Genomic DNA, 12,850 nt, shown 5'->3' on the forward strand with positions numbered 1-12,850 from the left:
TTGGAGGGACGCTTGATGCGGAATTTGCCACCCTTTTCTTTTTTTATCGCCCCCGTCTGTTCAAAAAAGAATTGACTGCCACCGCATTTGATTGTATAATGTTTTCAATGATTTCTAAATAATGATTCGTGCTTCTTATCCAGAGAGGTGGAGGGAAAGGCCCTTTGAAGCCTCGGCAACAGGTTGAAAAACACTGTGCCAATTCCTGCAGACAATCGTCTGAAAGATAAGAGAAGTTGACCATTGTGCGCCGGCTCTTCTTATCTTTGTAAGGAGAGCTTTTTTCGAAGGTGCTTCTCATGGAAAGAAGCGGATTAAAATCCAAGTAAACTTCTATGTCTATTTGGATTAGGATGTCATACATAAATAAACAAATGAAAAGTGCATGCAAACATTGCGAGGTGGAAGATTTGCCGTTAAGTGTACAAAACAGCCCGTTTAGTAAAGAACAGGCGGAAAAGTTAAATGAACTGCTGCAAATGTTAACGGATCAGCAAAAATTATGGCTGAGCGGATATTTAACCTATCCGTTTGCCGAACAAGGAACGAATCCCCCGGGAAGTACAGCTGTTGCCGAAAAGCCGGTACAGACGGCAACCAAAACGGTTACGCTGCTGTTTGGTTCCGAGACAGGCAATGCCCAGGCGCTTGCCGAAGCATTCGCCGCCAGATTAAAAGAAATGCAGTTTGCCGTATCTTTTTCGGCACTCGATGCGGCCAAGCCGAAAGATTTAAAAAATGCAGGGTATCTGCTCATCATTACAAGCACACAAGGGGAAGGGGACCCGCCCGACAACGCATTGTCTTTCTATGAGCTGATCCACAGCAGAAAAGCCCCAAAACTGGACGGGGTCCAATTTTCCGTTTTGGCGCTTGGGGACCAGACATATGAGTTTTTTTGCAAGGTCGGAAAAGAGATCGACAAGAGGCTGGAAGAGTTGGGCGGGGAACGGCTCTATCCGCGAGTGGATTGCGATGTGGATTATGAAGAAGACGCCCAGGAATGGTTTGAAGGGGTTACAGGCGTGCTCCAGTCATCTGCCTTGCCGCCTTCAACCGCTGCCGATGCCACCCGGCCTGCAAACACCGATTATTCCAAATCCAACCCGTTCCAGGCGGAAGTGCTGGAAAATATCAATTTGAACTGGGAAGGGTCCAATAAAGAAACGCACCATATCGAATTATCCCTTGAAGGTTCCGGTTTTACATTTGAACCGGGGGACAGCATCGGGATTTACCCGGAAAATGACCCGGAACTCGTGGAACGGCTGATCGAAAAGCTCGGCTGGGATCCAAAAGAACCGGTTCCGATCAATAAAAAAGGGGAAGTACTGCCGGCCAGGGAAGCATTGCTCAGACATTATGAAATTACGAGATTAACAAAACCACTGCTTCAGCAGGCAGCCGTGCTTTTCGGAAACAAAGGGCTTACGGCTTTGCTTGAAAATGAAGCGGAGGCAAAGGCATACCTTGAAGGACGGGGCCTGATCGATCTTGTCGAGGAATATCCGCCGGAAAAAGTGGAAGTGCAAGCTTTTGTACAAATGCTCCGGAAAATGCCGCCGCGGCTTTATTCGATCGCAAGCAGTTGGAAAGCGAACCCCGATGAAGTCCATCTTGTCATTGCACTGGACTGCTATACAGCAAACGGAAGGGTGCGCGAAGGAGTTTGCTCCGGGCAAGTCGCAGGCAGGATAAAACCGGGAGACAAGCTGCCGGTTTATGTCCACCGCAATCCGAATTTCAAACTTCCGGCTGACCCGGATGTGCCGGTGATCATGATCGGGCCGGGAACAGGCGTGGCGCCGTTCCGTTCTTTCCTGGAAGAAAGGGAAGCGGAAGGGATCACCGGCCGAACATGGCTGTTTTACGGGGACCAGCATTTTGCGACGGATTTTCTGTATCAGCTTGACTGGCAAAACTGGCTGAAAAATGGCGTGCTCGAACGGATGGATGTGGCTTTTTCGCGCGACCAGGCAGAAAAAATATACGTCCAGCACCGGATGCTTGAAAAAAGCAAAGATTTTTATGCATGGCTTGAAAAAGGCGCCTGTGTGTATGTGTGCGGTGATGAGAAGCACATGGCCCGCGACGTCCAGGAAACGTTGCTTCAAATTCTTGAAACAGAAGGCAATATGGCGAGGGAAGAGGCAGAGGATTATTTACAGGAAATGCGACGGGCAAAACGATACCAGCGTGATGTGTATTAACAGAGAGGGGCAGGAAGATGGCTGATAAAAAACTTGATCCGCTTGAAACGATAAAAGAAAAAAGCCGATTTTTAAGAGGAACGATTGCGGAAGGACTCAAAGATCCGCTGACCGGTGCGATATCCGAGGACGATAATAAACTGTTGAAATTTCATGGCAGCTACCAGCAGGACGACCGGGATATCCGCAACGAGCGGCGCAAAAAGAAACTGGAGCCGGCTTACCAGTTTATGGTGCGTGTCCGCATTCCGGGCGGCGTTGCGACCCCGGAACAGTGGCTTGTGATGGATGAACTGGCGCAAAAATACGGGAACGGAACGCTGCGTATGACGACCCGGCAGACATTCCAGATGCATGGCATTTTAAAATGGAATTTAAAGCAGGCCATCCGCGAAATGAACGATGCGCTCATGACGACGCTTGCCGCGTGCGGGGATGTGAACCGGAATGTGATGTGCAACCCGAACCCGTACCAGTCGGATGTGCATGCCGAGGTGTATGAATGGGCGAAAAAAACGAGCGACCACTTGTTGCCGCGGACTTCCGCGTATCATGAAATTTGGCTGGAAGATGAAAAAATCATTGATACAAAAGAGCAGGAAGATTCCGAACCGCTGTACGGCCCGAAGTATTTGCCGCGGAAGTTTAAAATCGGGTTTGCTGTGCCGCCTTCCAATGATGTCGATATTTTTTCACAGGATTTAGGGTTTATCGCCATTTTGAATGAAGGGAAGCTTGAAGGGTTTAATGTCGCGGTTGGCGGCGGGATGGGCATGACCCACGGCGATCCGAAAACATATCCGCAGCTTGCCCGGCTCATCGGTTTTTGCACGCCGAACCAGGTGATTGAAGTGGCGGAAAAAGTGGTGTCGATCCAGCGCGACTACGGCAACCGCGCGAACCGGAAAAATGCGCGTTTCAAGTACACCATTGACGCGCGGGGGCTTGAATGGATCAAGGCGGAACTGAATGAACGGCTCGGCTGGGATCTCGGGGAGGCCCGCCCGTTCCATTTTGACCATAACGGCGACCGTTACGGCTGGATCAAAGGCGATGGCAAATGGCATTTGACGTTATTTGTCCAAAGCGGCAGGATCAAAGATTTTGACGGCTATCCTTTGATGACCGGGCTGCGCGAAATTGCAAAAATCCATCAGGGCGAGTTCCGCCTGACCCCGAATCAGAATGTTATTATTTCCAATGTCACCGACGAAATGAAAGGAAAGATCGGCGAGCTGGTTGAAAAATACCATCTGACGGACGGCAAGCATGCTTCCGCCCTCAGAAGAAACTCGATGTCCTGTGTCGCATTCCCGACTTGCGGCCTTGCGATGGCGGAAGCAGAACGGTACTTGCCGGAACTGCTCGGAAAAATCGAGGAGATTTTGGACGAAGCGGGGCTGCGCGAAGAAGAAATCGTCATCCGGATGTCGGGCTGCCCGAACGGATGTTCAAGGCCGGCGCTTGCGGAAATGGCTTTTATCGGAAAGGGCCCCGGAAAATACAATTTGTATTTGGGTGGCAGCTTCACCGGCGACAGGCTTGCTTGCCTTTATAAGGAAAATATCGGGGAAGAAGAGATCCTCGCTTCCCTGCGCCCGATTCTTTTGCAATATGCAAAAGAACGGCAGGAAGGCGAACATTTCGGGGATTTCGTCATCCGCGCCGGAATTGTAGAAGCGATCCGTGACGGACGTGATTTTCATAAACCGGCAGCGGTGAATAAATAATTTTACAAACTGTGCCTAGAAGGATTTTATTCTCCGGGCACAGTTTTTTGTTTCTTTACAAAAGCTTCCAATTGGGACATACTGTTTAGCAGAATACCTCATAAAGGATGGTTGCCATGCTGGGAAAAAATTTAAAAACATATATCGAAAACCAAAAGGATACTATAATAATATTATGTAAACAAGAAATAGCGTATTTGGAGCGCTATAAGGATTTTTTCAAAGATGCTGTCAGGGAAAAAGAAATTGTTGAAAAAGAGGGTACCGCCCGTTTTGCCGATGCATCTATTGAACGGTGCAGCAAGGAAACCGATGAGACGCTTGCAGTGGAAACGGCGGTGTTTTTAAATGAACCTGTCCTCTATTTGAAAAAGCATAGGAAAGAATATGTTTACATCGCGTCACACTGGTTTGGCATCATCGGCGTCGACGGGATTGCCCTTGAGCTGGATGATGTCTTCGGCCATTACAATTGCATGCTCGGGCTCAAAGTGCAGAAGAAATACGGGCCGGCGATTCAAACGGGGTTGTCTGAACTGCTCGAAGGAGACGGGAAAGGGGAAATCGTTTTTGATGGCAATGAAGGCATCTGGGATGTGAACTTTCCGTTGAACGATGTGCCCGGTTTCAAGGAAGAAATGCCGCTCATGGAAGCTTTCGTAAAAATTTACGAAGTGCTGTTTGCCCTCCAGGAAAAACTTGAAAAAATGTCTTGACCCTCACGCTGCGTCACCCCTTACAGTAAAAAAGGAAGGGGGGCTGCACGATGAGAATTAAAGAAGTTGCAGAGCTGGCCGGCGTCAGCATCCGGACATTGCGCCATTATGACGACATCGGGCTGCTAAAACCGGCTGAAGTTTCACCGTCCGGTTACCGGCACTATTCGGAAGAAAACCTAAAAACGCTCCAGCAAATCTTATTTTTCAAGGAATTGGGCTTCCCTTTGCAAAAGATCAAGGAAATCATTGAAAGCCCTTCGTTTGACAGGCTCGGGGCGCTCGAGCTCCAGCGCCATTTGCTGATTGAAAAACAGAATCGGCTCGGGAACATGATTGCCTTGATCGAAAAAACAATCCAATCGGAGAAAGAGGGAATGAAAATGTCCAGTGAAGAAAAATTTGCCGGTTTCCGCTTTGACAGCAATCCGTATGCGCGTGAGGCACGCGAAAAATGGGGGGATCAGGCAGTAGATGCAGCGGAAGCGAAAATGGCGAGACTTGACGGAGATGAAAAATTGGCTTTGGCTGATGAGATGAACGAAATTTACCGTGAACTTGCTGCCATCCGCCACAAGGACCCGCGCGCACAAGAAGCGCAAACAGCGATCCGGAAATGGTTTGATTTTTTAAACCGCCATTTCGGGGATTATACGCCGGAAGCCTTTAAAGGGCTTGGCCAAATGTATATAGAAGACAGCCGGTTTACAAAAAACATTGATCAATTTGGCCCAGGGCTTGCGGCGTTCATGGCCGCAGCCATGGCGGAATTTGCGAATCAAACGCATCAATAAAAAATGCGGGGAGCTGCCAAAAGGGGGCTCCTGCTTTCTTTTTTTCATTTGCCACCTTGCAAATGAATTGGAAAAATAATGAAACTTGTCTTACAATAAAGAGAAAGCATGACGAGGAGGTATAGGCATGTCACAAACGTATCAGCAATATTTAAAGGAACACCATGAACAGCACTTAGAAGAACTGTTTGATTTTCTCCAAATCCCGAGTATCAGTTCCCTATCCGAACATCAACCAGATGTCAGAAAAGCAGCGGAATGGCTGAAAGCAGAGCTTGGGAAAACAGGCCTCGAACATACCGCAGTGATGGAAACGAAAGGCAACCCGGTTGTATACGGTGACTGGCTTCACGCAGACGGGAAGCCGACCGTCCTGATTTACGGGCATTACGACGTCCAGCCGGTTGATCCGCTGAACCTCTGGAAAAGCGATCCGTTTAAACCGGAGATCCGCGATGGCAAAATTTTTGCCCGCGGCGTGAGTGATGATAAAGGACAGGTGTTTATGCATATCAAAGCGATCGAAGCATTGATGGAAACGGAAGGGGAACTGCCTGTCAATATCAAAGTGCTGTTTGAAGGAGAAGAGGAAATCGGCAGCCCGCATCTCGCACCATTTGTAGAAGCACATCAGGAACTTTTAAAAGCGGATTTGATCGTCGTTTCCGATACCGGCATGCCGGAGTTGGGAAAACCGACGATCTGCTACGGGCTGCGCGGCTTATGCGGCCTTGAAATCCATGTAAAAGGCGCATCAAGCGACCTTCATTCCGGCGAATATGGCGGCGGGGTGCAAAATGCTGCCACTGCGCTGGTTGAATTGCTGGCGTCCTTCCACGACCAGGACGGCAGGGTTTTGGTGGAAGGCTTCTATGACAAAGTGGAAGCAAGCACGCCGGAAGAAAAAGAAGCGTTCGCAAAACAGGCGGCAGATGAAGGCCAAATACAGGCGCAGCTTGGCGTACCGGCATTGTTCGGGGAAAAAGGCTACTCGTACGCGGAAAGAACATCCGTCCGGCCGACGCTTGAGATCAACGGCTTACAAAGCGGTTTCACCGGAGAAGGCCTGAAAACCGTTTTGCCGTCTGAAGCCTTTGCGAAAGTGACCTGCCGCCTTGTGCCAAACCAGGACCCGTACGAAATTCTGTCGTTACTGAAAAAACATATTGAAGCCCATGCCCCAAAAGGCGTAACCGTTTCTGTAACCGAATTTGACAAAGGTTACCCGTATGTCACGCCGCGCAAGCATCCTGCCATCCAGCTTTGCGGAAAAGCGTATGAAAAAGTGTACGGCGTGCCGGTTACCTATACAAGGGGCGGCGGGTCGATTCCGATTGTTGCAGAATTTGACCGCATTTTAAACATACCGGTCGTGCTGATGGGGTTTGCCCTTTCGTCGGAAAATGCCCATGCGCCGAACGAGCATTTCCATCTTGAAAATTTTGATAAAGGTATCCAGACCATTTGCACGTATTGGAACGAGCTCAAAACATGGCCGCTTTCATAAGATAAGGAGGAATGCCCCGTATGCGGGGTTTCATTCCAAAACGCTATAAAAAGGATGTGGGAGATGTTGCGTCCGGTCTTATTAGGGGTATGTGCCGCCTTCTTTTTCGCGGTGACATTTGTTTTAAACCGGTCGATGGAACTGTCGGGCGGCAGCTGGATTTGGAGCGCCTCCCTCCGGTACATTTTGATGGTTCCGTTTTTGCTTGTGATCGTGCTTGTCAGGAAAAATTTTCAAGCCTTATGGGCGGAAATGAAAAAGCATCCAGCCGGGTGGTTATTGTGGAGCTTTACCGGTTTTGTTCTTTTTTATGCGCCGTTATGTTTTTCGGCAGCCTATGCGCCCGGATGGCTCGTGGCCGGCACTTGGCAGATCACGATTTTATCCGGTTCACTGCTTGCCCCGTTCTTTTTTAAAACGGTGGAGACGCCGAAGGGCCTGCTGAAAATCCGGGAACCCATCCCGTTCCGCGGCTTGCGCTGGTCGCTTGTGATTTTGCTCGGCGTTTTGATGATGCAGCTTGAGCAGGCCGGCCGGATCAGCTTCCGGGAAATGATGCTGGGTGTCCTTCCCGTCATTGTGGCGACTTTTGCTTATCCTTTGGGCAACCGGAAAATGATGGAATTGTGCGAAGGCCGGCTCGATACATTTCAGCGTGTGCTCGGCATGACACTTGCCAGCCTGCCCTTTTGGTTTATTCTGTCATTGTACGGTTTAAAAGCGTCCGGCCCGCCGTCCGGAAACCAAATCGTGCAATCAGGCGTGGTTGCGGTCTTTTCCGGGGTGATTGCCACGGTATTGTTTTTCCGGGCAACCGATCTTGTCCGCGGCGACATGCAAAAATTATCGCTTGTGGAAGCGACCCAGTCATTGGAAGTGCTGTTTGCGCTGTTCGGGGAGATGGCCATTTTACCGGTTGCGGCGCCATCGCTGTTGTCCTGGTTCGGCATCATCACAGTTGCAGCCGGTATGGTGCTGCACAGCCTGATGTCACGAAAACCCGTTGCACCGGCTGCATGGAAAATGAAAAAGTCAGAAATCAGCGGATAAGAAAATATGGGAAAAAATGAGACAAAATGAGACAGCTGTCCCGGTTTGTCTCATTTTTTTATGTGCCGGGCAGACGAAGCAGGATGAAAGCGGGGTTTTCAGTTGGCACGCTTTTTGCTTGTTTACCAAGTGAAAGACGACGATAAGGAGGATGGATAAATGGAGACAGTAAAAGCGGGCGAACTGCAGTTAACGAAGGAAAAAGCGCAGTGGATGTTGCAAAAAATGTTTGAAATCCGCAAGTTTGAAGACAAAGTGCATGAAGTGTTTGCGACCGGCATTTTACCGGGCTTCGTCCACTTATATGCCGGTGAGGAAGCGGTTGCAGTCGGCGTTTGCGCCCATCTGAACGATCAGGATATGATCACAAGCACACACCGCGGCCACGGCCACTGTATCGCGAAAGGCTGCGATTTAAAAGGGATGATGGCGGAAATCTACGGGAAAGCGACAGGTCTGTGCAAAGGAAAAGGCGGTTCCATGCATATTGCCGACCTCGACAAAGGCATGCTCGGTGCAAACGGGATTGTCGGCGGCGGGTTCCCGCTGGCATGCGGCGCAGCATTGACGGCGAAAGTTAAAAAGACGAGTAATGTAAGCGTTTGCTTCTTTGGGGACGGCGCGAATAACCACGGTACGTTTCACGAAGGCATCAACTTGGCAGCCGTATGGAAGCTTCCGGTCATTTTTGTGGCGGAAAATAACGGCTATGGGGAAGCGACGCCATTCCATTATGCGTCAAGCTGTAAAACGATTGCCGACCGTGCCGTTGCCTACGACATTCCGGGTGTTCGTGTCGACGGGAAAGATATCGTCGCCGTGTACCAGGCGGCAAAAGAAGCGGTGGAACGCGCCCGCAACGGGGAAGGCCCGTCGCTGATTGAATGCGTGACGTACCGAAACTACGGGCATTTTGAAGGGGATGCCCAAACTTATAAAGCAGAAGCAGAAAAGGCGAAACAGCTGAATGAAAAAGATGCGATCGTCCAATTTAAAAAATTTGTGCTTGAACAAAACCTGTTCAGCGAAGCAGACATCAACAGCCTGGAACAAAAAGTGGAACAGGAGATCGAAGAAGCTGTGAAATTCAGCGAAGAAAGCCCGTATCCGGACCCTTCCGAACTTTTGAAAGATGTCTATGTATCCTACTAATCTATGAAAAAAGGAGGCCTTTCCAATGGGAAGACAAATTTCTTTTTCGCAGGCCATTAACGAAGCGATGAAACTGGCGATGAGAAGAGATGAAAATGTAATTTTGATGGGGGAAGATGTTGCCGGCGGTGCGGAAGTTGATCACCTGCAGGATGAAGAAGCATGGGGTGGCGTGCTTGGCGTGACGAAAGGCCTTGTCCAGGAATTCGGCCGCGGGCGGATTTTGGATACGCCGATTACGGAAGCGGGCTATATGGGGGCTGCGATGGCTGCTGCTTCAACAGGATTGCGGCCGATTGCAGAGCTCATGTTCAACGATTTTATCGGCAGCTGTCTGGACGAAGTGCTCAACCAGGGTGCGAAATTCCGGTACATGTTCGGCGGCAAGGCGCAAGTGCCGGTGACGGTCCGGACGATGCACGGCGCCGGTTTCCGGGCGGCGGCCCAGCACTCGCAAAGCCTGTATGCGCTGTTTACGTCGATACCGGGCTTAAAAGTCGTCGTGCCGTCAACGCCATATGATGCGAAAGGGCTGCTTTTTGCTGCGATCGAAGACAATGACCCGGTTATCTTTTTTGAAGATAAAACGCTTTACAACATAAAAGGGGAAGTGCCCGAAGATTACTATACGATTCCGCTCGGTAAGGCGGACAGGAAACGTGAAGGAAGCGACATCACCATTGTTGCAATTGGCAAACAGGTGCAGACGGCGCTTGAAGCGGCAGAACGGCTTGCCAAAGACGGCATCGAAGCGGAAGTGATTGATCCGCGCAGTTTATCGCCGCTCGATGAAGGGGCGATTCTCCAGTCGGTCGCAAAAACAAACCGGCTCATTGTGGTCGATGAAGCGAACCCGCGGTGCAATGTGGCAACCGATATTGCGGCACTTGTTGCCGATAAAGGGTTTGATGATCTGGATGCCCCGATCAAACGGATCACGGCACCGCACACGCCGGTTCCGTTCTCGCCGCCGCTTGAAGATTTGTATTTGCCGTCCGCCGGGAAAATTGTGCAGGCGGTATCAGAGCTGTTGGGGGAACCGGTCGGGCAATAACAGACAGATAGAAAGGAGTGGTTGGCATGCCGGTTGAAGTTATTATGCCCAAACTTGGGATGGCGATGAAAGAAGGAACCGTTTCACAGTGGAATAAAACAGAAGGAGAAGCCGTTAAAAAAGGCGACCCGATCGCTAGCATCAGTTCGGAAAAAATAGAGATGGAAATCGAGTCCCCTGCGGACGGCAATGTATTAAAAATCAATGTGCCGGAAGGAAAGGGCGTACCGCCGGGAACGGTGATTTGCTATATTGGAAACCCGGATGAAGAAGTGGCGGCAACAGCAGCCCCGGTGCAGGAAGAAAAAGGACAAAAAGAAGAAATAAAGGCGGCCCGTCCCGCACCGCTCCCGAAAAAACCGGGGAAAGTGCGCGTGAAAATTTCCCCGGTCGCGCGGAAAATGGCGGAAGCAGCAGGCATCAAACCGGAAGATATAAAAGGGACCGGGCCAGGGGGCAGGATTACAAAAGAAGATGTGGAACAGGCAATTGCGTCAAAGAAAGAAAGCCGCAAACAGGACAGCCTCATCCAGGCGCCGGCAGGAAAAGAACCGAAGCACACACCGGTATCCGGCATGCGCAAAGTGATCGCAGAACGCATGCATGCCAGCCTGCAATCGGCTGCACAGCTGACGATCACGATGAAAGCGGATGTCACGGAACTATTGGCGCTAAAAACGCAAGTGAAAGAGACAATCACAAAACGGTACGACAGCAAACTGACGATCACGGATTTTATAGCAAGAGCTGCCATCCTTGCCCTCGAAAACCATCCGGAAATGAACAGTGCGTTTATGGATAACACAATTGTCACTTACCCGGAAATCCATTTGGGCATCGCAACGGCGGTTGAAAAAGGGCTGATTGTCCCGGTCATCCGCAACGCCGACAGCAAATCGCTGATCGACTTGGCAAAAGAAATCAAAGAAAAAACAGCGGCAGCAAGATCCGGGAAACTGCCGGCAGATGAGATGCAAGGGTCCACTTTTACCATTTCAAGCCTGGGTGCAAGCGGCGTCGAATTTTTTACGCCTATTTTGAACCCGCCGGAAGCCGGAATATTGGGTGTCGGTGTCGTTTCGGATGAAGCTGTTTTTATCGGGGACAAAATTGAAAAAAGGAGCCGGCTGCCGCTCAGCCTGACGTTTGACCACCGCGTGCTCGACGGGGCGCCGGCAGCGGCCTTCCTGCAAACGGTCAAGCAATATTTGGAAGAACCGGTTACGATGCTTTTGTAGGAAAGAAGGGATCAGGATGGAAACCATCGGGATTTTAGGCGGCGGGCCTGCGGGCTACGTCGCTGCCATTACAGCAGCACAGCAGGGTGCGGATGTCATTTTATTTGAACAGGCTAACTTAGGCGGCACATGCTTAAATGAAGGGTGCATGCCGACCAAGACGCTTTTGGAAAGTGCAGGGCGCTACCGGGACATCCGGGAAGCGGACAAATTCGGGATCCGGGTGAACAAGGAAGCGGTGTCCATTGACTGGTCCTCCCTGCTTGAAAGGAAAAATGCGATCGTTTCCCGGCTTGTACAGGGCATTCAATACTTAATGAAGAAAAACAAAATCAAAATCGTGCAGGGAAAAGCGGCATTCCAGTCACCCCATGTTGTTCTTGCAGAAACAGCAAACGGCACGGTTGAAATAAAAGCGGACCAGTTCATCATCGCAACAGGGTCTGAACCGAGCTCCCTCCCGTTTGCGCCGTTTGATGGCAACTGGATCATCGACAGCACGCAGGCCATGTCTCTTCCCGGCCTGCCTCCATCGCTCGTGATCATTGGCGGTGGGGTAATCGGATGTGAGTTTGCGAGCATTTACAGCCGACTTGGGGCAAGAGTATCGATCATAGAGATGGCCGCACATATTTTGCCGGGGGAAGATGCAGATATCGCGAATATTTTAAAAGAGCAGCTTGAAAAAGACGGGGTGGATATTTATACATCGGCTGCCGTTAAAAAACTGGACCGTGACAAGAAATGTGCGCTGATTGAGCAGGGAGGGAACACGCGCGAGATTTACGGGGCGCATGTGCTGGTTGCAATCGGCCGGAAACCGTCTGTCAACGGGATCGGACTCGAAAATGCCGAGGTGGCGTATGAAAAATCGGGCATTAAAGTCAATGAAAAGATGCAGACGAACATCCCCCATATTTATGCCTGCGGGGATTGTATTGGCGGCATCCAGCTTGCGCATGTCGCTTTCCATGAAGGAAAAGTGGCTGCGCTCAATGCATCGGGAATCGAGGCAAGTGCGGATTATAAGGCCGTTCCCCGCTGCATTTATACGTTTCCGGAAATTGCCGCAACCGGCCTCACCGAAAAGCAGGCGAAAGAAGTGTACGGTGCTGTCCGGATCGGCGAATATCCGTTTTCGGCAAACGGAAAGGCGATGATCAGCGGGGAACAGGTCGGGAAAGTGAAAGTTATCATTGAACCGGAATACGAAGAGGTAGTCGGCCTGTCCATTTGCGGCCCGCATGCAACCGAACTGGTCGGGCAGGGGGTATTGATGTTGAATGGGGAAATGACGGCTGATCTGCTTGAACGCTTGATTGCCGCCCATCCGACCGTCTCGGAAGCCATCCACGAAGCTGTTTTAAACGCACAGGGCCATCCGGTGCACGTATAATCA

Annotated in this window: 10 protein-coding genes and 1 riboswitch; all 10 genes read left to right on the forward strand. The window is 50.5% G+C overall.

From position 1 onward, the window contains the following. Positions 1 to 132 precede the first annotated feature (132 nt). A riboswitch (SAM riboswitch) is annotated at positions 133 to 233 on the forward strand. Positions 234 to 353: 120 nt separating this feature from the next. The 10 genes from NST20_RS07300 to lpdA all read left to right on the forward strand — a co-directional run bounded on the left by NST20_RS07300 (position 354) and on the right by lpdA (position 12,847). Then, the gene (locus NST20_RS07300; protein ID WP_342400335.1) at positions 354 to 2,210 is read left to right on the forward strand and encodes an assimilatory sulfite reductase (NADPH) flavoprotein subunit; all 1,857 of its coding nucleotides are present in this window, start codon (positions 354 to 356) and stop codon (positions 2,208 to 2,210) included. Between the two features lie 17 nt (positions 2,211 to 2,227). Next, positions 2,228 to 3,940, forward strand: coding sequence for an assimilatory sulfite reductase (NADPH) hemoprotein subunit (gene cysI, locus NST20_RS07305; protein WP_342400336.1), 1,713 nt, complete (start codon positions 2,228 to 2,230; stop codon positions 3,938 to 3,940). Positions 3,941 to 4,137: 197 nt separating this feature from the next. Beyond that, complete coding sequence (locus tag NST20_RS07310) at positions 4,138 to 4,656, forward strand: hypothetical protein (RefSeq protein WP_342400337.1); 519 nt, start codon at positions 4,138 to 4,140, stop codon at positions 4,654 to 4,656. Between the two features lie 50 nt (positions 4,657 to 4,706). Further along, entirely contained in the window at positions 4,707 to 5,450 is a 744-nt protein-coding gene (locus NST20_RS07315) for a MerR family transcriptional regulator (protein ID WP_342400338.1), read from the forward strand. Positions 5,451 to 5,577: 127 nt separating this feature from the next. Further along, the gene (locus NST20_RS07320; protein WP_342400339.1) at positions 5,578 to 6,957 is read left to right on the forward strand and encodes a dipeptidase; all 1,380 of its coding nucleotides are present in this window, start codon (positions 5,578 to 5,580) and stop codon (positions 6,955 to 6,957) included. 63 nt (positions 6,958 to 7,020) lie between these two features. After that, entirely contained in the window at positions 7,021 to 8,007 is a 987-nt protein-coding gene (locus tag NST20_RS07325) for a multidrug resistance efflux transporter family protein (protein ID WP_017550379.1), read from the forward strand. Positions 8,008 to 8,166: 159 nt separating this feature from the next. After that, positions 8,167 to 9,159 carry a thiamine pyrophosphate-dependent dehydrogenase E1 component subunit alpha gene (locus NST20_RS07330; RefSeq protein ID WP_014098305.1) on the forward strand — a complete coding sequence of 331 codons (993 nt, stop codon included), beginning with the start codon at positions 8,167 to 8,169 and terminating at the stop codon, positions 9,157 to 9,159. A 25-nt stretch (positions 9,160 to 9,184) separates the two neighbouring features. Then, positions 9,185 to 10,213, forward strand: coding sequence for an alpha-ketoacid dehydrogenase subunit beta (locus tag NST20_RS07335; protein ID WP_342400340.1), 1,029 nt, complete (start codon positions 9,185 to 9,187; stop codon positions 10,211 to 10,213). Between the two features lie 26 nt (positions 10,214 to 10,239). Next, entirely contained in the window at positions 10,240 to 11,451 is a 1,212-nt protein-coding gene (locus NST20_RS07340) for a dihydrolipoamide acetyltransferase family protein (protein ID WP_014098303.1), read from the forward strand. A 16-nt stretch (positions 11,452 to 11,467) separates the two neighbouring features. Further along, entirely contained in the window at positions 11,468 to 12,847 is a 1,380-nt protein-coding gene (gene lpdA, locus NST20_RS07345; protein ID WP_342400341.1) for a dihydrolipoyl dehydrogenase, read from the forward strand. Positions 12,848 to 12,850 lie beyond the last annotated feature (3 nt).

It is taken from the genome of Weizmannia sp. FSL W8-0676, assembly GCF_038593015.1.
GTDB lineage: Bacteria > Bacillota > Bacilli > Bacillales > Bacillaceae_C > Weizmannia > Weizmannia coagulans.